Genomic DNA, 20,112 nt, shown 5'->3' on the forward strand with positions numbered 1-20,112 from the left:
AATATTTAAAATTACCAATCAACCGATTGAATTTGACCGATTTTTAATGGAAATTGAAAGCTTTTATTCTCATTTACACGGATAATTCCTACTGAACTTCCACCGCCTGCTTGTTTGATATACATAACACTGCCGCCGTCGCTAGAAAATCTAGGGAACATATTTTTGCCACCAGATGTTAGCTGGCGAATCATATCTGTTTGAGTTGAGATCATATAGATATTAAAGCTACCAGATCCGTCGCGACTAGAATAAACTATGTAGTTTCCATTTGTGCTAATTGAGTTGTTATTTTTGCCGTGATATACCATTTGTGTTACATTTCCACCATTTATGCTAGTGGCAAAAATATTTGGATACCCAAGTCTATCGCTTACGAAAGCTACCCTTGAATCGCCGTCGATGAAATTTCCATTTACATCGATTCCTGGATAATCTGTAATCTGTCTAGCCGAACCTGAGCCTATATCGTATAGATAAATATCTGGCTGGTCTTTTGGTGCGTTTGTGATTAGAAGTTTGCGACCATCAGAGCTTACATCGCCTACGATTGTCATACCTTTGCCTGTGAAAATTTTACTTTTTGAGCCGTTTGAAAGGTTGTATTTATAAATCGCAGGGGTATTTTGATTCACATAGTAAGTATAGTAAAATTCATTTTGTGCCGCACTCGCCCATTTAGGGAAGATGTTTAATCCACCACGCAAAACTACCTTTTGGTATGTCAGCGTATAATCAGCCACCATAATCTCACTCTCTTTTGTCGAAGTATATCGAGAGAGCAAAATCATCTCTTTCATCCAATCCACATCAGAATATCCTAGCTCTTTTACGATTTCAGAAACTGCCATGTGAGCCAAAAATGGGTATTTCTCGGCGTTTGAGAGAGAAAAGCTTTTCTCATACATTACTCTGCCAGTCCCAGCCTCGATGACTTTGGCCTTTAAATTCATAGGCGATGTTTTGTCGCTAACTGCGTATCTTACGATAAGCGCAGCCCCTAGCTCGCCTAAATTTGAATTAGAGTCCCCGTTATAATCGCTCACCAAATACTCGTCGCTAACATCGAAAGTAGCGCCAACCTTTAAATCCCCTACCATGAGTTTAAAAAATTTGTTGTTAAACTCAGCGTTTGAAAGATTTGATGCATTTTGAACGACAATTCTTGGCAGGCTTACGCCCTCGTTTGTAATCGTAGTCGTCGCATCTGCCGCAAAAACAGCCATACAAAATGCAAAAATCAACATTAAATTTTTCATTATCTCTCCTTGCAAAATTTTAAAAAAATGCAATTGTAGTAAAAATTTGTAAATTAAAATTTATTTCTAACTACATCGTTTAAATTTATCTCATAAATAAAAGGCTTCCCGTCAGGCGATTTTGGGAAATTTTGCATTTCCAAATTTCCTAGGAAATCTCTTAGTTTTTGGTTAAATTCGGTATTTGCTCCAAGTCTTTTGATCTGATAATCGCTAATCCTGCCGTCCCCGCCAAAGGTTACAACGACGGTGGAATCGTCATTGACGGTGGTTGCGTATTTACTCCAAAGGCGTTGGAGGATTTTGTTTATCTTGCCGCGGTATGCGTCGTATTCGCCAGTAAGCTGGGTTTTGCCAGTAACGACATTTGATTTTACTAGCGCGTTGCGCGAAGTCGCCTGATTTTTCGCCTTGGTTTGGGTTTGCTTGTCTGATTTTTTGCTACTTTGCACAGCGTCGTTTTTAGAAACACTCTCGCTTAGCTTTTTGTTATCTTTCGTAGTATCAGAAAACAGATCGTTCAAATTTGGCTCAGGCTCTTTTTTAGCCTCCTCTTTTGGCTTTGGCTCTTCTGGCTTTTTCTCCGGGATTGGTTCTGGCTCAGGCTCTGGTTTTGGCTCCTCTTTTTTTACCTCTTCCTTTGCTGGCTCTGGTTTTGGCACAGGTGGTGGAGGTGGGGTAGTAACCTCAGTCGTAGTTTTTAGAGTTTCTTCTTCGACTGGTTTTTCTTCTTGCTCGTGTTGGTCGCCCTCTTTGTCCTCTTCGGCGATATTTGGGGCTGTTGGTATCGGAGAATCGTCAAAATCTATCGGGATTGCGATATCCATAATCGCGCCCAAATCATCGGTGTATTTTTTCGCTTTGTTTTTGTATTCTGAAATTTGATAAAGAAAAATAGCAAGCAAGCTAAAATATAGAGCCAAAGCGATTAGAAATGATCTGAAATTATCATATCTAACCCCGGTGAAATTTGAATATCTAGCCATTTGTTTGAAGCACAACCTTATTAAAACCAGCTTGTTTTAGCGTCTTTAAAACAAACATTACATTATCATAAATGATTTTTTTATCGGCTTGGATATAAACCGGCTTATCCACAGCGTATTTGCCACTGCTTTTGATGAGTTGCAAATTATCCGGAAATTCAGCCAAACTCATAGTGCTGGTATCAATATAAATTTTACTATCTGCATCTACGCGCACGAGCATAAATTCGGCTGTATTTTGCGATGAAGCCGATTTCGAACCGCTTGGAAGTTCGATTCTCTCATCATAAATAATCGCGGTTTGCGCCACCATTAAAATAGCGAGCAAAACCAGCATAATATCGACAAGCGGAGTTATATTTAATTCAGGATTTTCATCGAAATTATACATACAACTCTACTTTACGCCTGCTTTATGAAGCAAGATATCAGATGTGCGGTTTATAATGCTTGTAACCTCATAAGCTTTACGCTTAATAAGTAAAGCAAAAGTATATGCAGGAATAGCGACGAAAATTCCACAACCTGTCGCAACCAAAGCCTCGCTAATAGCTGGTGCGATGGTATCTATTCCTGAATTTCCGCCCCCTAACTTTGAAAATGTATCCAAAATACTAACAACCGTTCCAAAAAGCCCTATAAAAGGCGATGTCGAAGCGATGATAGAAAGCCAAGTTAGCCCGCTAGTAGCGTCGCGCTCAGCCTTGCTTTTATAGACATTTAGGGCCTCTTTGGTCGTTCGCTCGGGAGTAATTTTTTGAAAAATCGATCCAGAAAGTGCAATCTTGCCACCCATTAAAAGCGATTCTAGCGCCTTTGTTTCTTTGACTTGCCATGCACTAAGCCCTGCGTAGCGCGAAATTAAAATGGTAAATGTAACTATAAAATATATCGAAAGCCAAGAAAGCACAAATATCGTAATAAATGTGCTTCTTGTAAAATAACTTAAAATAAGATCCAACATACTTATTTTTGCCTTGCAAATTCATCAACTCTGGCCATGATAGCAGAGGTAGCCATAGTATCTGTGCTGATAGAATTTAGCAATTCTTTGGCTTTTTGCAACGATTTTGCGACAGCATTTTCGCTATCGCCACCTATCGCCACAGCCTGAGTTGCCAAAATAGTGGTTTTTTCCTCATCGACTTTTAAAAATCCACCATTTACTATGACTAATTGCTTTTTGCCCTCTTTATCTACAATCTCAACGATACCACCCTCGTTGCCGTTTTTCAGACCAGTCAGCAAGGTAGAGTGTCCAGGCAAAACGCCAAGTTCGCCAGTTTGACCTGGAAGTTGGACAGACGCAACTTCGCCAGAGAATACCAAACCCTCTGGCGTAACGATTTCTAATAGTAAAAATTTATTCATAGCAGATTCCTATGCCTTCATTTTTTCGGCTTTTGCCACTACCTCGTCAATATTTCCTACCATATAGAAAGCATTTTCAGGTAAATCATCATATTTACCCTCTAAAATTCCCTTAAATCCAGCGATAGTCTCTTCAAGGCTGATATATTTACCAGGGCTTCCTGTGAAAACTTCGGCGACAAAGAAAGGTTGTGAAAGATAACGCTCGACCTTTCTAGCTCTATCGACCACAAGTTTATCTTCTTCGCTAAGCTCGTCCATACCCAAAATTGCGATAATATCTTGCAAATCTTTGTATTTTTGAAGCACAGCTTGAACGCCACGAGCTACCTTGTAATGCTCTTCGCCGATGATTTGAGGATCAAGCATTCTTGAAGTTGAATCAAGTGGATCAACCGCAGGGTAAATTCCCTTTTCTGCAATCGCTCTGTTTAGAACAGTTGTCGCATCAAGGTGAGCAAAAACCGTTGCAGGAGCAGGGTCAGTTAAGTCATCAGCAGGAACATAAACAGCTTGAACTGATGTAATTGAGCCTTTTTTAGTCGATGTAATACGCTCTTGAAGTTTTCCCATTTCGCTTGCCAAAGTCGGTTGGTAACCAACGGCACTTGGAATTCGTCCTAGAAGCGCCGACATCTCTGAACCTGATTGAGAAAATCTAAAAATGTTATCAATAAACATCAAAACATCTAGTCCTAGCTCATCACGGAAATACTCAGCCATTGTAAGACCAGTCAAAGCGATACGGTTTCTTGCTCCCGGTGGTTCGTTCATTTGACCATAGGTTAAGGCAACTTTATCCAAAACTCCGGATTCCTTCATTTCGTTATAAAGGTCGTTTCCCTCTCTTGTTCGCTCGCCAACGCCCGCAAATACAGAGTAACCGCTGTGTTTGAAAGCAACATTGTGGATTAGCTCCATAATAATAACGGTTTTACCAACACCGGCACCGCCAAATAGACCAACTTTTCCACCTTTTGCATAAGGAGCTAGCAAATCTACGACTTTGATACCGGTTTCGAAAATTTCGCTTTTTGTGCTTTGGTTTTCAAAGCTTGGCGGATCTCTGTGGATTGACCAGCGAGTTTCAAAATTTTCTTCTTCGCCCTCATCAATCAAATCGCCTGTAACATTAAAAATTCTACCTAAAACTTTTTCGCCAACTGGAACGCTAATAGGCGCACCAAGTGCCACGGCCTCCAAACCACGGCGCAAACCATCACTCATATCCATAGCGATTGTTCTTACGCGGTTATCACCTAAGTGAGCTGCAACTTCTAAAATTAATCTTTTTGATTCGCCTTCGACATCGTATTTGACTTCGATAGCTTCGTTAATTTTAGGTAAGTAGTCATTGAAATCGACATCAACGACAGGACCCATTACCTGAGAAATTATTCCCTTCATTAATTCTCCTTTCATTTATTATTTCATTGATTCTACACCGCTGATAATCTCTATCAGCTCAGTAGTAATAGAACTTTGTCTAGCTTTATTATATGCCAAATTTAGCTGAGCGACACGCTCTTTTGCGTTGTTTGTCGCGTTTTCCATAGCATTCATTCTAGAACAATGTTCTGCTGCAAGTGAATCTATCAGAGCATAATACATACTATAACTCAAATAGCTTTGCACCAAATTCATCATCAAAATTTCTTCATCTTCTGGATACTGAACTTCTACTTCCATTACAGAACCAGTTTTAAAAGCACTCTCATCTATCTCTGGCTGTCCGATAGGCACGAGGGTAGAAACTCTCATTTCTTGCGAAATCATATTCAAATATCCATTGTGGATAAGAACGATTTTATCAGTTTTGCCCTCTCTAAAATCAGCAACCGCAGCATTTACGATATCGTTAGCCTTCTCAGGATTTGGCGATGAGCTCACGCCAACATATCTTTCTAAAAGCTCGACACCTTGGAAGTTAAAATACTCAATGCCTTTTTTACCCACAGCTCTTAGGCGAACTTTTACATTTTTCGCTTTATACTCTTCGATTAGGGCTTTTACTTGTTTAATGGTATTGATATTAAAACCACCGCAAAGTCCCTTATCTGCTGTGATAAAAAGCAAATCAACAACTTTGACTTCTCTGCTTGTGTTAAAAATTTTTAGCTTATCATCATCACCTACGCTAGCAGCTACATAGTCTTTGATTCGTGCTGAAATTTCGCCAAGAACATCGTTAATCTTCACAGCATAAGCACGAGAGCGCATAGCAGCTTCTTTGGTATTTTTAAGCTTTACATTAGAAACAAGCTTCATAGCTTTTGTTGTTTTTTCTGTATTTTTTACGCTTTTTATCTTTAACTTAATATCTTTTAAATTTGCCATTTTTTAGCCTTATTATGCCGAAAATGTCGCTTTAAAGTCATTTAATGCTTTTGCCAAATTCTCTTCTAAATCTTTTTCCAAAGTCTTTTTGGTTCTGATTTGCTCGAAAATTTCAGGGTATTTAGCCTCGATAAATGGATAAAGCTCAGCTTCAAATTTGCCGATTGCGCTTGGTGCGACATCGTCTAAATATCCCTTGCTACCTGCAAAAATAATGACGATTTGATTTTCAACTGGAAGCGGGCTATAAGGTGGTTGTTTTAGGATTTCAACCATTCTTTGACCGCGGTCTAGTTGTTTTCTACTGCTTTCGTCCAAATCGCTTGCAAATTGTGCGAACGCTTGAAGTTCGCGGTATTGGGCAAGGTCAAGGCGAAGTGTGCCTGAAACTTTTTTAATCGCTTTGATTTGCGCTGAACCACCGACACGGCTAACTGAGAGACCGACATTGATCGCAGGACGGATACCTGAGTTAAATAGACCCGATTCAAGGAAAATTTGACCATCAGTAATCGAAATAACATTTGTAGGGATATATGCTGAAACATCGCCCGCTTGTGTTTCGATAATAGGAAGCGCTGTTAAGCTACCAGCACCTAGCGCGTCACTTAGCTTACTAGCTCTTTCAAGTAAGCGAGAGTGTAGATAAAAAACATCGCCCGGATAAGCCTCACGACCTGGTGGTCTTCTTAAAATCAATGACATTTCGCGGTATGCAACAGCGTGTTTGCTTAAATCATCATAAATAATCAAAGCATGGCGTGAGTTATCTCTGAAATACTCGCCCATTGTGCAGCCTGAATATGGGGCTAGGTATTGAAGCGCAGCGGCCTCGCTAGCACCAGCTGAAACTACGATAGTGTATTCCATAGCGCCGTATTCTTCTAGTTTTTTAACGACTTGTGCTACGGTTGATTGTTTTTGACCGATAGCGACATAGATACAAACGACATCTTGACCTTTTTGGTTAATGATAGTATCAACTGCAACGGTTGTTTTACCTGTTTGTCTATCGCCGATGATTAGCTCTCTTTGACCTCTACCGATTGGAACAAGGGCGTCGATCGCTTTAAGACCTGTTTGAAGTGGCTCATGAACTGATTTTCTAGCCATAATACCTTTTGCTTTTTCTTCAACGAATCTTGTTGTATTTGTATCGATTGGACCTTTGCCGTCAATCGGCTCGCCAAGGGCATTTACAACGCGTCCGATTAGCGCGTCGCCTACTGGAACACGCAAAAGTTTGCCAAGTCTTTTTGCGCTACTTCCTTCATTGATACCGCTTGTATCGCCCAAAATAACGACACCGACACTGCTTTCTTCCAAATTCAGCGCAATACCGCGAGAGCCGTTTTCGAACTCAACCATTTCATTAGCCATAACATTTTTTAGGCCATAAACATTAGCGACACCGTCAGCAACAGATACAACCTTACCTGTCTCTTCGACATCAACGCTAAGATCAAAGCTTTCAATTCGCTCTTTAATTATGCTACTAATTTCGTCTGCTTTAATTTTCGCACCCACACTTTACTCCTTATTAAATTGCTTTTAAAATATATTCACTCATTTTTTGTTTCAATCTATCGATTGAAAAACTAATCTCAAATCCCAAATCCTCGACCTCGATTTTGATACCCTCGTAGTCGCATTTGACTAGTTCGAGTAAAATTTCGGCGTTAAATTTCTTTGAAATTTTGCCTTGCAAATCTTTGATTTTATCCTCGCTAATATCTTGATTTGAGTAAATTTTGCCGTGGAATTTGTTATCCATAGCAGAGATATTTTTACGCAAATCATCTGTGATTTGAGGAATCAAACCAATTCTTCTGTTTTTGGCAAGAAATTTGATGAAATTTACGATTTTATCGCTTGGATCTTTGATAAAAGAAAGTATTAAATTCACTTTATCGGCGTCTTTGATTGTTGGAGATTTTATAATATCGCCAAATTTTGAAACCTTAAACGCAGATGAGATAGTCTCCAATGTGCCTAAAACAGCGCCTAATTCGTCTTTTTTATAAGTTTTAATCAGCGCGCTTACATATTTTTTCGCCGTATTATCTATCATCACACAGCCTTTTTCTCAATGATATCAAGAAGCTTGTCTTGTTTGAATTCCATAGTATCTTTTGCAAAAACCTCATCTAAGATTTCATTTACGACCTCTTTTTCGATACGGCGTGTTTCGAAATCTTTTTGCTCAGCGAAAGATTTGTTTAAATTTTTAATCTCTTGCTCGCTCATTGCTTTTACTTTATCAGCCGCAAACACAGCCTCTTTTTTAGCAGTTTCGATCAAAGATGCGCCTTGGGCTTTTGCCTCTTCTAAATCTTTTTTTGCTTGTTCTTTTTTCTCATTTGATTCTTTTAAAATTCTTTGATTTGTTTCAAGGCGTTTAGCAATACTATCGATTCTGGCTTTGAAAGCGTCTTTTGCAGGGCCTTTTAGAAGGTAATATAAAATGCCGAAAAACAATACGAAATTTATCGTTCTCCATACTATATCGTAGTCTTTGGGGCCGTCATGTCCGCTAGCTAGCGAGATAAGTGGCAAAATAAGGAAAATTAGATATTTTTTCACGCCGACTCCTTAAATTTTTGAAAGTGCGGATTTGATTTCGTCTTTGAAATCAGGGATTTTCGCACTCAAATCACTTTTTAAGCTTGCTTTTTGCTCGTTTAAGCTTTCGCTAAATTTCGCAAAATCGGCCTCTAATTTAGCTTTTTGCTCAGCAATTTCTTTGCTAGCAACCTCTTTTGCGCTATCTACCGCTTCTTGCTTAATTTTACTTGCCTCGACCCTCGCAGCGTCAAGAACCTTTGCTATCTCTGCTTTGTTAGAATCGACATCTTGTGCGTTTTTTCTAGCATTTTCCTCATCTTCTCTAATCGCTTTTTCGCGCGCTTCCATGTGCGCAAGAAGCGGTTTGTAAAGCTTGGTATTTAAAAATGCTATTAAAGCTAAAAACACAATGATTGTCGTCAGCATTGCAGATACACTAATTTCTAGCATTACACCTCCTTGGCTAAATTTTATATAAACTTGGGATACTACAATAATTAAGATTAAAATTTAATATAATTTTAACCTATTTGTTTCATAAAGTCTGAAATTTGTGAAATTTCGCTAAATTCTATGAGAATTTTCTTATCTTTCACGCTGATTTTTCCAAATTTGTTTAATTTTTCTTTCAGCTTCATAAGTTCTGGCTTAAAGGTTTGGAATTCTTTATGGTTGTTTGCAGTTTTGACATTTTCTTTGCTTTTTAGCTTTTTAATCAAATCCTCGGTCTCTCTGACGCTGAGTTTTTGTCCAGTGATTGTATTTAAAACCAAAATTTGCTCATCTTCGCTAAGACCTACGATGACCTTAGCATGGCCTTGGCTGATTTTTTCTGTGCGCAAAGCATCTTGGAGCGGGGCTGATAAATTTAACAAACGCATGGTGTTTGTGATTTGCGTGCGGGATTTTTTGATGATATCGGCTAACTCTTCTTGCGTGATTTTATACTCTTCGATTAGTTCGCGGTATGATTTGGCTAGCTCGATTGGGTTTAAATTCTCCCTTTGGATATTTTCGATTAGGGCTAGTTCGCGCATGTTTTGCGAGCCAAGGTCCGCTACGACGGCTTTGATTTTAGCTAGACCTGCTAGCTTGGTTGCTCTTAGTCTTCTCTCGCCGGCGATTAGGACATAGGCGCCATTTTTTTCGATGACTACGATTGGCTGGATAAGGCCATGTCTAAGGATACTCTCGCTTAGTTCGCGAAGTGCTTCTTCGTTGAAATTTAGCCTTGGTTGATATGGATTTGGCGAAATTTTATCTACATCGATTTCGATGACTAAATTTTCAGATTGTCCATCTTCTAGCTCTTTTGTGTATGCCTTTTCGACATCTTCTAAAATACTGCCTAAACCCCGTCCTAGCACACTTTTTTTGACCTTGCTCATCTTTTCTCCATTACTGCTTTTGCTAAATCCTGATACGCTAGCGAACCGGCCGATTTTTTATCATATAAAATTACCGGTTTGCCAAAACTTGGGCTTTCGGCGAGTTTTACATTGCGTGGGATTACGACAAGGTTTTTGTCCTTGCCGATGTAAAATAGCTTTTCGCCAAAATACTCTTGCAAATTCGCCACAGTTTCCTTGGCAAGGTTGTTTTGCGCAGAATACATTGTCGGCAAAAAGCCCCTGATTTGCAAATTTTTATTTATGGTTTGTTTGACGATTTTTATGGTATTTAGCACGAGTGCGACACCCTCTAATGCGTAAAATTCGCACTGAATCGGGATTATCACGCTATTACTAGCTGCCAGGGCATTTACCGTGATACTGCCAAGCGTAGGCGGCGAATCAATAATGATATAATCATATATATCTTTTATCTCTTCGATTTTGTTTTTTAGGATGAGTTTGAAATCAGCCTCGTCAGCACTTTCGCGCTCTATACCAACTAGGCCGATATTTGAAGGGGCTAGATCCATATACTCCATTTGTGTTTTTTGTATGACTTCGGAGAGTTTTTTGCGACCAGTTAGGACATGGTAGATATTAAACTCAAAATCGCTTCTGTTAAACCCAAGCCCAGTCGTGGCGTTTGCCTGCGGATCGACATCGATTAAAAGCACTCGCTTTTTTTTCATCGCAAGCGACGCGCTTAAATTTATCGCTGTGGTTGTCTTGCCTACACCGCCTTTTTGGTTTGCAATCGTTATTATCTCGCTCATCTTAAACTATAAATCCTCTTTTTATTTATTATTATCGCCCCGTCGTCGCAGAGCCTCGCTTGCGAGAGTGGGACTTTTTTGCCCTCGATATGAGCGCAAAAATTTTGAGACAGGCGGAATTGTAACGAAAATTTACTAAAAATTTGCTTCCACGAGATTTTATTTTTGTATAAATTTAAAAACCCCTCCACAGCGTCTTTTGGAGTGATTTTTATGTCTAATATACCCGCAAATTCGGGCGCGCTAACTAGATTTATACCTATGCCACAAACTAGGATATTTTTGATTTTGTTAGTCAAAATTCCGCCGATTTTGCGATCATTTATGTAAAAATCGTTTGGCCATTTAAGCCAAATTTCAGAACCGCACGAAGCAAGAAATTCTCTCATTATCATCGCAAAATAAATACTGCTCGATTGCAGTGGCACGCCCCCTGGCAAATCGCTAATCTCCACGCAAAACGAAAACGCCAAATTTCCGCTTGCACTCTCCCAGCCATTTCCGCGCGAGCCCAGACCGCTACTTTGCGCCTGCGCCACTAGACAAAAGGGCGCGCGAACGCTTCCGTTTTTCAATCTTTCGATTAATTCACTTTGCGTCGAGGGCAAAATCCCAGCAAATTCTATCTGCATAAAAACTCGCCTACGCCCAGTCGTTTGCCATTTATAAAATCACTCGCACTTATGGGCTTTTTGCTTGGTTCTTGCAAGGCCGTGATTTTAATCGCTCCCCTTTTGCAAGAAAGGCAAAATCCGTCCTTTTGGATACTTAAAATTTGGCCAGCGTTGTCAAAATTTTTATCTTTTAAATCGCTTAGTAATTCTAAATTTAAAATTTTAAGCCCCGAGGCGGTGTAAATTCCAGGCCACGGAGTTAGAGCGCGAAATTTATTATAAATCTCGCTTGCACTCTCGCTAAAATCCACAAGGCCGTCGGATTTAAGGATTTTTTTGCAATGCGAAGCAAGGGCGGAATTTTGTTTAATCGGCGAAATTTGGGTGAAATTTTGCAAAACTTTGACAATCAGCCCCGCCGCTAACTCTCCAAGCTCGTCAAAAAGCTCGCTAGCCATTTTGCCCTCGCACGAAGTGCGGGCAAAACCCAGCATATCGCCAGTATCTAACCCCTCGTCCATGAGCATTGCCGTTACGCCAGTTTGCGCCTCTCCCGCTAAAATCGCGCTTTGGATAGGGCTAGCACCACGGAATTTTGGCAAAATAGAAGCGTGCAAATTTATGCACGGTGCAATTTCTAAAATCCCTTTTGGCAAAATTTGACCATAAGCTGCCACGACGATAAATTCAGGCGCAAGCTCCCTGATAATGCGCTCATTATCACCCTCGCGCAATCTATTTGGCTGAAAAATCGGCACGCTTTTCAAATTTTCCTGCGCCCAGATTTTCACGCTTGGCGGGGTTAAAATTTGTTTTCTACCCACAGGGCGATCTGGCTGACAAAATATCCCCACAATCTCAAATTTAGCCGCCAATGCCCTTAAAATCGTCGTCGCATACTCTGGCGTGCCCATAAAAACTATTTTCATTTTTCCTCTTTTTTCACAAGTTTAAATAGCTCAAATTTTAGCTCGTTTATACCTGCGCCCACAACGCTAGAAATCCCCATAACAAAGGCTGGTTTGCTCTCATCGAGCTTGCCAAACATTTCGTAATCTTGTCTTTTTTCGTATCCAAATTCGCGCAAAAATTTATCGCATTTTTCCTCAAAATTTTCGCATGCGTCAAATTTCGTAAGCGCAATCGCAAAGGCGCGCTTTGCGAGATCTGGCGAGAATTTTTCAAGCTCGGCGCGAAGTGCGCGGTATTGCTCGCCTAGGCTTCGATAATTTGCAAGATCAAGCATAAAAAGCAAAATTTTAGTGCGCTCGATATGGCGCAAAAATTTTAGCCCAAGCCCCTTGCCGTCGCTCGCCCCCTCGATGATACCAGGGATATCAGCGATCACGAAATTGCTAAACTCATCTACGCTAACCATGCCAAGCTTTGGCGTGATTGTGGTGAATTCGTAGTTTGCGATTTCGGGTTTGGCGTTTGAAACGACAGAGATTAGCGTGGATTTGCCGACATTTGGGAAGCCTACAAGTCCGACATCCGCGATGAGTTTTAGCTCTAATCGCACATTTTTAGCCTCGCCAGGAAGCCCTGGTTGGGCGTATTCTGGGCGCTGATTTACGGAGTTTTTAAAATGCACATTTCCAAGACCCCCTTTGCCGCCCTTTAAAAACAGCTCCGTTTGCCCGTCAATCGTCAAATCAAGCAAAAGCTCGCCACTATCATCGTCATACACCGCCGTTCCAGGCGGCACTATGAGATATAGATCCTCGCCACTTTTGCCAGTTTTTTTGCGACCCTCGCCGGGCGCGCCATTTTGGGCTTTAAAAGCGCGTTTGCCTTTGTAAAATGAAAGAGTATGGGAGTTTTTATCTACTTTAAAAAATACATCGCCACCTGCTCCGCCGTCTCCGCCGTCAGGTCCGCCTAAAATGACAAATTTTTCGCGTCTGAAACTTACGCACCCTGCTCCGCCCTTGCCGGAAGTTACACTAAATTTTGCACTATCTATAAACATAACAATCCTTAAATTTAAAAACGGCAATTATAGCCAAATCGGTTAAAAATACTTTTTAAAGTGGAAATTTTAAGAAGAAAAGGGGCGAAATGCCCCTAAAATTACGCAACAGGATAAACTGATACTTGTTTGCGATTTTTGTCTTTGCGCTCGAATTTTACTACGCCGTCGATTAGAGCGAAGATTGTGTGATCGTTGCCAAGACCTACATTGCTACCTGGGTGAGTTGCAGTGCCTCTTTGGCGGATGATGATATTGCCAGCTCTAACAAACTCGCCACCGAATTTTTTCACACCTAAGCGGCGTCCGATACTATCACGGTTATTTTGGGTTGAACCTTGACCTTTTTTGTGTGCCATTAGCTATCCTTTATGCATTGATTGCGACAACTTTGACGCGAGTGTATTGGCGTCTGAAACCGCGTTTTAATTTTGAGTCTTTTCTTCTGCGTTTTTTGTAGATTACGACTTTTTTGTCTTTACCCTCTGTAACGACCTCTAAAACCACCTTTGCACCCTTAACAAATGGCGCACCTACCTTTAACTCGCCGTCATTTAGCGCTAAAACTTCGCTAAGTTCGACTTTACTTTTTGGCTCTGCTGCAAAATGATCTAGATTTAGGTAGTTTCCCTCTTCTACTCTATATTGCTTGCCGCCGTGTTTGATGATTGCATACATCAAAGCTCCTTAAAAATTTGGTAGCCAAAAGGGCATTTGCATTGCAAAATTTAATAGCCCGATTTGGTAATAAACTTGGGATTTTATCTTAAATTTCATAAATTCCTACTGAAACACATAATAAAATTTAAGATATTTGCAGTTTTAATTTTAAACTAAACATAAATGTGATACTATCAGCCTGAATTTATTTTAGGAGAATTTAGATGAAAAAATTAGCTGCGATAATCCTTTTATCCGCTATTTTCACAGGCTGTTCTAACTGGAATATAGCCAACCAACCAACCGGCGCACGCACTCAAAGCGCTTCTCAAACCACTGCCCCAGCAAATGAGCCAAGCATAAGTGGTGTGACAGACAAAGTCCAAGAGGTCTCAAACGACACCGTAGAAATGGTCGAAGAGAACCTACCAGATGCAAGCACAACCGATGCCGTAGTCAATAAAAGCGATGCTTTTCATATCAACCAAGTAATTTCAGCGTGGAATAAACAGCCAGATTCTATCCGCACTACCGCAAACAACGGCAATATCTACACTTGGAAAAACTACAAGCCAGGTTGCGATGTCTCTTTGACTAGCGATTCTGAGGGTTATGTCCCTAAATCTGCGATCTCATCAGCAATCTCAAAATGCTTATAATCCACCTTCCTTGCCAAATTTGGCAAGGAATTTTTAAAATTTAATCTTTTGTCATATAATCGCCACAATTTTTGTAATCAAAGGATTTATAATGAATAAAATTTTACTCTCCACAGCGCTTTTTGGCGCATTTTGCGCGAATTTGCACGCTGGTAATTTCATCGAAATTTATCAGGGCTTAACCTGCGAGTGCTGCCACAAATGGTCGGCTTATCTGCGCGAAAATGGATTTGAGACCAAACACATCTACCTAGACGATGAGGCTTTTATCCAAAAAAAATACGATGAAAAAGTCCCATTGGAGCTTGCTAGCTGCCACACTGCGCTGATTGATGGCTATGTCGTCGAAGGCCATGTCCCAGCAGGCGAAATCCGCATAATCCTAAATCAAAAACCAAGCGATATTGTAGGAATCGCAGTTCCTGCCATGCCACTAGAAAGCCCGGGCATGGAAGTTGGCGCCGAGCCTGAGATTTACGATGTCATCGCAATCAAAAAAGACGGCACCACAAAGGTCGTCGCCACATACAAAGGCAAGGAAAAAATCAAATAAAATTTGGTGAAATTTAAGGCAAAAATTTACTCAATCTATCTTTGCAAAGAAATGCGAAGCATTTCCGTAAAAATAAAACCAGCTAAATTTAGAAAAACGAAGTTTTTCTAAATTTAGCCACTTCTAGCGTTTTACAGGGGTGGGGGTTGGTAAGGGGGAGGGTAGCGTCTCGCAAAAAGCGCGCCCTCCCCCTTACAAGAAAAGCAAAATTTCGCCTAAAATTTACAAAATCGTTCAATGCTAAATTTAGGTTAAATTTTGAATTTAAATTTTTCTGGATTGCTTCGAAAACTTCGTTTTCTCGCAATGACAGCAAATTTAGCGCAAAGGAATTCGCTTTTATTAAAAATGCGCACTCGCAATGACAAATCAGACAAATTAGAGGCAGTGTTTGCGAAAATATAAAATTTAGCAAAATTTGGCGAACGCAAATTCGCCAAATTTCAAGGTTACAAGAAGTTTTGATTAAATTTGTATATGATGAATTTAGTCGCAGAAATTGATTTATTTCTCAATAATCCTTAAATTCGGCATTTTTGATAAAATTTCTTGGTTTTTAATCGGCGTGTTTTTGAAATACAGCTGTTCTAAATTTTGCAAATTTTCAAAACCGCTTGGGAATTCGGTGATTTCAGTGTTATCCATAATTAACTCTCTTAAATTTTCTAAATTCCCAAATCCATTTGGAAGTTCGGCAATTTTGGTATTTGAAATCCCAAGTTTGTCTAATTTTTTCAAATTTGCCATGCTTTGTGGCAGTTTGGTTATATTCGTATCATATATAAGCAAGGTTTCTAAGCTTTCTAAATCGCCCAAATTTTCTGGCAACTGCGATAGTTTTTTGTTGCCCTTAATCCAAAGCTCTTTTAGATTTTTTAGATTTGCGATTTTTGGTGAGATTGTTTCCAAATCCCCATGTCTATAATAAAATTCTTCAAGTTTGTCTAGATTGCCGATTTCATCGGGTATAGCGGTAATATTTCCTGCTATATCTAGAATTCTCAAATTTTTTAATTTTAAAATTTCGCTCAAATTCTCCATATTGATTTTTCCGATGTCTAATATTTCTAAACCTTGCAAATTTGCAAAATTTTGTGGGAAATTTTCAAAGCTTATAACGAGTGATTTTAGGCTTTTTGAATTTAGAAGTTCATCTGGAAATTCCTTTATGGTTAAATTCATTAAATACAAAACTTCTAAATTTTTCAAATTTGCAAGTTCTTTTGGCAGTGAATTTAGATTGTCGCAGTTGTAGCAGCGAAGCTCTTTTAAATTTACAAGATTTTCGATTTGCGGTGGTATTTCAGAAATCGCTGTTTGCGAAATGTCTAACTTTTCTAAATTTTTTAAATTTGATATGTGTTCTCCTAATCTTTCTAGCTTAGAAGTTCGCAAAGATAGGCGTTTTAGATTTGGAATTTTGCTTATGGTTTCAGGGATTTCTTTTATGTAAGTTTTACCGAAATTTAGCCTTTCAAGCTTGGTTAAATTTATCACGCAAGGTGGCAGGTCGGTGATACCTGTGCCTTCTACATCGATTTCTTCCAAATTTTCAAGCATACAAATTTCGCTAGGGAGCTCTTTTATATCATCTTGTCTAACGGCAGAGCTAACCATAAAATTGGCGTGTTTTGAAAGTTTGATTTCTCTAAAAATGCCAAGATTGTCATAATAATCTTTTGTAGTTTTTATCTTTAAATCTTTTATAGCTTCTTCAAATTCGGCAACAGTTATTTCCTTATTGTCGAGTTTTTGTCTAAATTTATTCATTTTAGCGACATTGTAAGCAGTGCGATAATATGCAAGTTTAAATAAATTTTGCATTTGCTCGTTTGTTTTGCTATCAAGTTCTGGCGAATTTATCAACTCTTTATCGCCTTGGCCGGCATTTAGAAAAATTTGTCTTATTATAAATGGTGTCAAAAATATCAATAGTATTAAAATTATCTTTTTCACATAAATCTCCAAATTTAAAAAATTTAATAAGGCAGAATTATAACAAAAAAAGTGAATTTTTAGTTTTTTGTGAATTTTGAAAAAATTTAAAATTTTGGATGGGCTAATAGGGGTCGAACCTATATTCACGAATCCAGAGTTCGTTGTCCTGCCATTAGACGATAGCCCAAGGGGAATTATAAATTTTGTTTGATTAAACTAACTGCCGCATAAGCGTTTTCGCAGACAAACTCGCAGTGCTTTCTAAGCTGCGCCTCATCGCCATACCCACACATTACACCCACGCTACGCGCTCCGGCGTTGCTCGCTGCTAGTGCGTCGAGCTTCGTATCGCCCACCATAAAAACGCTCTTATCCACAGGCAAACCTAATCCCTTCATCGCGTTTATGATAGGTTCGGCGTGCGGTTTGACATGCTCTACATCTTCTCTGCCGATTATCACGCTGAAAAACTCGCCAACGCCAAGTTTATCTAACAAGAGTTTAGAGAATTTCGATGTTTTCGTGGTAACCACGCCTAAATTTGCAAATTTAGCACCAAATTCCACAGCTTCGTAAGCACTCTGCAAAAGCGTGGTTTGATCTAGATAAATTTTGACATATTTTTCTTTATAGAGCCTTACATATTCGCTCGTATCGCCCACTACACCAAGTCCAGCGAAAATTTCATCGAGTGGATAGCCGATTAGTTTTTTGATCGCTTCATCATCTGGGCAAGCCTCGCCCATTTTAGAAAAAGCATAAGCAAAACCCTCCAAAATCGCAGAGGTCGAATCTATCAAAGTCCCGTCTAAATCAAATAAAATTGTAGTGTTAAATTTCTGCATTTTTGTAAATAAAAAAAGCGGAGCCTAAGCCCCGCTTAAAATTTTTAGAAAGATTATTTTCTAAATTTAGCATCAACGCGTCTGTTTTGAGCGCGGCCTTCTTTTGTAGCGTTTGTAGCGATTGGTTGAGACTCGCCATAGCCTACGCTAGAAATTCTAGCAGCATCAACGCCGAAGTTTTGCAATGCGCCAGCAACAGCAGCTGCTCTTCTCTCAGATAGTTTTTGGTTGTAAGCGTCTGAACCAGTGCTATCTGTGTGGCCTTCTAGGATTACGCTGTAATCTGAGTGCTCATTTAGGTAGTCGCTTACATTTTTGATTTCGCTCATATATTCGTCTGAAATTTTTGAGCTATCAGTAGCGAAATTTACGCCTAGGTTTAGTCTGATTACTTTTTCGCAGCCGTATTCATCTACAACTACACCAGCAGCTGTGCCTGGGCATCTGTCCATATCATCGCATACGCCGTCATTGTCTGAATCTACGCAGCCAGTTGCAGCGTCTGCAAATCTTTTACCGAAATCAACAGCGAAGCCAAGTGTGTAGAATAGAACATGGTTGCCGTCTTCGAATCTGATAGCGTCTCTTGCTTCAAGTTTTGTAGCGAAGTTTCTTGTGATGTAGTATTTCATACCTAGACCATATTGCCAGAAACCGCTGTCTTGGTCGCCGTCATTATATACATCTTTGCTATAATCCATATAACCAACACCAGTTAAGCCATATAGTTTGAAGTTGTCAGTGAAATTTACTAAATCTTTTACCAAATTGATGTGGTAGTATTTAGCGTTTGGCTCTTTGCCACCATTTCTGTGAGCAAGATCCTCTAAACCGATATCGCGAGAATAGTCAAAACCTAACTCGATTTGATCGATAAATGAATCTTGAAGGTTTTTAGCTAGGCGAAGACCTGCCATGAAATTTGAATCCAAATCCATGTTACCTTCGTGAGTCATACCACCGATTGTAGGAGTGATCTCCCAGTGATAATCCGCATCTGTTGCGAGTAATGCACTTGATGCACACAAGCTTAGTGCAAGTAAAACTTTTTTCATTAAACATCCTTTCGAAATGAATTTAAAACTTTTAATTATAGTAAATCTTTTTTTAAAATTTTTTAAAATTTTCCAATTAAGTTTAAAAAAACCTTGAAAAATAACAGCCAAAACCCTATTATCTTTTTGAGAATTGTGGGCTTCTGCGCGCTTTTCTGCGACCAAATTTCTTTCTTTCTACTGAGCGAGAATCGCGAGTTAAAAGACCTTTTGGTTTTAGAGCTGCTCTGAAATCTTTATCCATAGCTGCTAGTGCGCGTGAAATACCGTGGCGCAATGCCTCAGCTTGTGCTGAATAGCCACCGCCTAGTGTTTGAGCAGTGATATCCATAGATGTCTCTTGTTTTGTAACTAAAAGCGGTTGAATAACCTTTAATTTAATAGCCTCGTGACCGCCAAGCCAAGTATTTAGGTCCATACCATTTACAACCATTTTACCGCTACCTGGTTTTAACCATACCTTAGCTACGGCTGTTTTTCTTTTGCCTGTTGCGTAAATTGTTGCCATAATTATTTTCCTTTACTTGTTGTTTGCGCTGTATGTGGGTGCTCGCTACCCTCATAAACGAAAAGCTTTTTAATCATTGCTTTACCTAGTTTTGTTTTAGGAAGCATACCGCGAACTGCAAGTTTGTATAATTTAGCAGGATTGTTTTTCAACATATCCTCAAATTTAACGCTTTTTAGACTTCCAAAATACCCTGAATAGCTATGATATAGCTTATCCTCGCCTTTGTTTGCACCTGTAAAAACTGCTTTTGAAGCATTTACGATAATGACATAATCGCCACAATCAACATTTGGTGTGTAGCATGGTTTGTGTTTGCCGCGCAATAAAACTGCGACTTCGGTTAGCATTCTACCGAATCTTTTGTCAGTTGCATCAATAACAACCCAGTCGCGTTTGACTTCGCTAGGCTTTGTAATTTCTGTCATGATTTCCGCCTTCTTAAAAATTTTGAAAAATGGGATTTTACATAAATAACCTTATAAAAAACTGAATTTAAGTAAAATTTAAAGAATTTAAGTTTTTTGGGGCAAAATTTTGCGAAATTTAATACCTTAAATATATTTTCTTTAAAATTTTTTTAAAAAATAATTAAAGTATTCTTTTTTATTTATTATTTATTT

General features: G+C 39.3%; 25 protein-coding genes and 1 tRNA gene. 2 read left to right on the forward strand and 24 right to left on the reverse strand.

Annotated elements, in window-relative coordinates; translation table 11 throughout:
- Positions 1 to 11: 11 nt before the first annotated feature.
- The 18 genes from tolB to rplU all read right to left on the reverse strand — a co-directional run bounded on the left by tolB (position 12) and on the right by rplU (position 13,949).
- A complete protein-coding gene (gene tolB, locus OFO01_RS01250; protein WP_270858366.1) occupies positions 12 to 1,259 on the reverse strand; it encodes a Tol-Pal system protein TolB in 1,248 nt (415 codons plus the stop codon).
- A 53-nt stretch (positions 1,260 to 1,312) separates the two neighbouring features.
- Complete coding sequence (locus OFO01_RS01255; RefSeq protein WP_270858367.1) at positions 1,313 to 2,245, reverse strand: TonB C-terminal domain-containing protein; 933 nt, start codon at positions 2,243 to 2,245, stop codon at positions 1,313 to 1,315.
- Positions 2,238 to 2,636, reverse strand: coding sequence for an ExbD/TolR family protein (locus OFO01_RS01260; protein ID WP_270858368.1), 399 nt, complete (start codon positions 2,634 to 2,636; stop codon positions 2,238 to 2,240). The genes OFO01_RS01255 and OFO01_RS01260 overlap by 8 nt, the downstream gene beginning before the upstream one ends.
- A gap of 6 nt (positions 2,637 to 2,642) precedes the next feature.
- The gene (locus OFO01_RS01265) at positions 2,643 to 3,209 is read right to left on the reverse strand and encodes a MotA/TolQ/ExbB proton channel family protein (protein ID WP_270858369.1); all 567 of its coding nucleotides are present in this window, start codon (positions 3,207 to 3,209) and stop codon (positions 2,643 to 2,645) included.
- A 2-nt stretch (positions 3,210 to 3,211) separates the two neighbouring features.
- Positions 3,212 to 3,616 carry an ATP synthase F1 subunit epsilon gene (atpC, locus tag OFO01_RS01270; protein WP_270858370.1) on the reverse strand — a complete coding sequence of 135 codons (405 nt, stop codon included), beginning with the start codon at positions 3,614 to 3,616 and terminating at the stop codon, positions 3,212 to 3,214.
- 9 nt (positions 3,617 to 3,625) lie between these two features.
- Positions 3,626 to 5,023, reverse strand: a complete 1,398-nt coding sequence (atpD, locus tag OFO01_RS01275) for a F0F1 ATP synthase subunit beta (protein WP_270858371.1) — start codon at positions 5,021 to 5,023, stop codon at positions 3,626 to 3,628.
- Positions 5,024 to 5,041: 18 nt separating this feature from the next.
- A complete protein-coding gene (atpG, locus tag OFO01_RS01280) occupies positions 5,042 to 5,953 on the reverse strand; it encodes an ATP synthase F1 subunit gamma (protein WP_270858372.1) in 912 nt (303 codons plus the stop codon).
- A gap of 12 nt (positions 5,954 to 5,965) precedes the next feature.
- A complete protein-coding gene (gene atpA / locus OFO01_RS01285) occupies positions 5,966 to 7,480 on the reverse strand; it encodes a F0F1 ATP synthase subunit alpha (RefSeq protein ID WP_270858373.1) in 1,515 nt (504 codons plus the stop codon).
- A 13-nt stretch (positions 7,481 to 7,493) separates the two neighbouring features.
- On the reverse strand, positions 7,494 to 8,024 hold the full coding sequence (locus OFO01_RS01290) for a F0F1 ATP synthase subunit delta (protein ID WP_270858374.1): 531 nt from the start codon (positions 8,022 to 8,024) through the stop codon (positions 7,494 to 7,496).
- Entirely contained in the window at positions 8,024 to 8,536 is a 513-nt protein-coding gene (locus OFO01_RS01295; RefSeq protein WP_270858375.1) for a F0F1 ATP synthase subunit B, read from the reverse strand. Before OFO01_RS01295 ends, OFO01_RS01290 begins: the two co-directional genes overlap by 1 nt.
- A gap of 9 nt (positions 8,537 to 8,545) precedes the next feature.
- A complete protein-coding gene (locus OFO01_RS01300) occupies positions 8,546 to 8,968 on the reverse strand; it encodes a F0F1 ATP synthase subunit B family protein (protein WP_270858376.1) in 423 nt (140 codons plus the stop codon).
- 71 nt (positions 8,969 to 9,039) lie between these two features.
- The gene (locus tag OFO01_RS01305) at positions 9,040 to 9,906 is read right to left on the reverse strand and encodes a ParB/RepB/Spo0J family partition protein (RefSeq protein ID WP_270858377.1); all 867 of its coding nucleotides are present in this window, start codon (positions 9,904 to 9,906) and stop codon (positions 9,040 to 9,042) included.
- Positions 9,903 to 10,685: a ParA family protein gene (locus OFO01_RS01310; RefSeq protein WP_270858378.1), complete on the reverse strand. Its 783-nt coding sequence runs from the start codon at positions 10,683 to 10,685 to the stop codon at positions 9,903 to 9,905. Before OFO01_RS01310 ends, OFO01_RS01305 begins: the two co-directional genes overlap by 4 nt.
- Positions 10,682 to 11,317 carry a biotin--[acetyl-CoA-carboxylase] ligase gene (locus OFO01_RS01315; protein ID WP_270858379.1) on the reverse strand — a complete coding sequence of 212 codons (636 nt, stop codon included), beginning with the start codon at positions 11,315 to 11,317 and terminating at the stop codon, positions 10,682 to 10,684. Before OFO01_RS01315 ends, OFO01_RS01310 begins: the two co-directional genes overlap by 4 nt.
- Positions 11,308 to 12,228: a methionyl-tRNA formyltransferase gene (fmt, locus tag OFO01_RS01320; RefSeq protein ID WP_270858380.1), complete on the reverse strand. Its 921-nt coding sequence runs from the start codon at positions 12,226 to 12,228 to the stop codon at positions 11,308 to 11,310. Before fmt ends, OFO01_RS01315 begins: the two co-directional genes overlap by 10 nt.
- Entirely contained in the window at positions 12,225 to 13,271 is a 1,047-nt protein-coding gene (obgE, locus tag OFO01_RS01325; protein ID WP_270858381.1) for a GTPase ObgE, read from the reverse strand. The genes fmt and obgE overlap by 4 nt, the downstream gene beginning before the upstream one ends.
- A gap of 101 nt (positions 13,272 to 13,372) precedes the next feature.
- Complete coding sequence (rpmA, locus tag OFO01_RS01330) at positions 13,373 to 13,630, reverse strand: 50S ribosomal protein L27 (RefSeq protein WP_270858382.1); 258 nt, start codon at positions 13,628 to 13,630, stop codon at positions 13,373 to 13,375.
- 10 nt (positions 13,631 to 13,640) lie between these two features.
- Positions 13,641 to 13,949 (reverse strand): 50S ribosomal protein L21, encoded by a 309-nt coding sequence (rplU, locus tag OFO01_RS01335; RefSeq protein WP_270858383.1) that lies wholly within the window; start codon positions 13,947 to 13,949, stop codon positions 13,641 to 13,643.
- A gap of 206 nt (positions 13,950 to 14,155) precedes the next feature.
- On the opposite strand from rplU, the gene OFO01_RS01340 reads away from it, so the two are divergent.
- Together OFO01_RS01340 and OFO01_RS01345 are read left to right on the forward strand one after the other, a co-directional pair.
- On the forward strand, positions 14,156 to 14,590 hold the full coding sequence (locus OFO01_RS01340) for a hypothetical protein (protein WP_270858384.1): 435 nt from the start codon (positions 14,156 to 14,158) through the stop codon (positions 14,588 to 14,590).
- Positions 14,591 to 14,681: 91 nt separating this feature from the next.
- The gene (locus tag OFO01_RS01345) at positions 14,682 to 15,143 is read left to right on the forward strand and encodes a DUF411 domain-containing protein (protein ID WP_270858385.1); all 462 of its coding nucleotides are present in this window, start codon (positions 14,682 to 14,684) and stop codon (positions 15,141 to 15,143) included.
- A 504-nt stretch (positions 15,144 to 15,647) separates the two neighbouring features.
- Here the strand turns inward: OFO01_RS01345 and OFO01_RS01350 are convergent.
- The 6 genes from OFO01_RS01350 to rplM all read right to left on the reverse strand — a co-directional run bounded on the left by OFO01_RS01350 (position 15,648) and on the right by rplM (position 19,917).
- Positions 15,648 to 17,099: a leucine-rich repeat domain-containing protein gene (locus OFO01_RS01350; RefSeq protein ID WP_270858386.1), complete on the reverse strand. Its 1,452-nt coding sequence runs from the start codon at positions 17,097 to 17,099 to the stop codon at positions 15,648 to 15,650.
- Between the two features lie 95 nt (positions 17,100 to 17,194).
- Positions 17,195 to 17,268: transfer RNA gene (locus tag OFO01_RS01355), tRNA-Gln, on the reverse strand.
- Between the two features lie 7 nt (positions 17,269 to 17,275).
- Positions 17,276 to 17,926: an HAD family hydrolase gene (locus OFO01_RS01360; RefSeq protein WP_270858387.1), complete on the reverse strand. Its 651-nt coding sequence runs from the start codon at positions 17,924 to 17,926 to the stop codon at positions 17,276 to 17,278.
- A 53-nt stretch (positions 17,927 to 17,979) separates the two neighbouring features.
- Complete coding sequence (locus OFO01_RS01365; RefSeq protein ID WP_270858388.1) at positions 17,980 to 18,981, reverse strand: OmpA family protein; 1,002 nt, start codon at positions 18,979 to 18,981, stop codon at positions 17,980 to 17,982.
- Between the two features lie 118 nt (positions 18,982 to 19,099).
- A complete protein-coding gene (gene rpsI, locus OFO01_RS01370) occupies positions 19,100 to 19,489 on the reverse strand; it encodes a 30S ribosomal protein S9 (protein WP_270858389.1) in 390 nt (129 codons plus the stop codon).
- Positions 19,490 to 19,491: 2 nt separating this feature from the next.
- Positions 19,492 to 19,917 (reverse strand): 50S ribosomal protein L13, encoded by a 426-nt coding sequence (rplM, locus tag OFO01_RS01375; RefSeq protein WP_270858390.1) that lies wholly within the window; start codon positions 19,915 to 19,917, stop codon positions 19,492 to 19,494.
- Positions 19,918 to 20,112 lie beyond the last annotated feature (195 nt).

The sequence above is a fragment of the Campylobacter sp. JMF_01 NE2 genome, assembly GCF_027737365.1.
Lineage (GTDB): Bacteria > Campylobacterota > Campylobacteria > Campylobacterales > Campylobacteraceae > Campylobacter_B.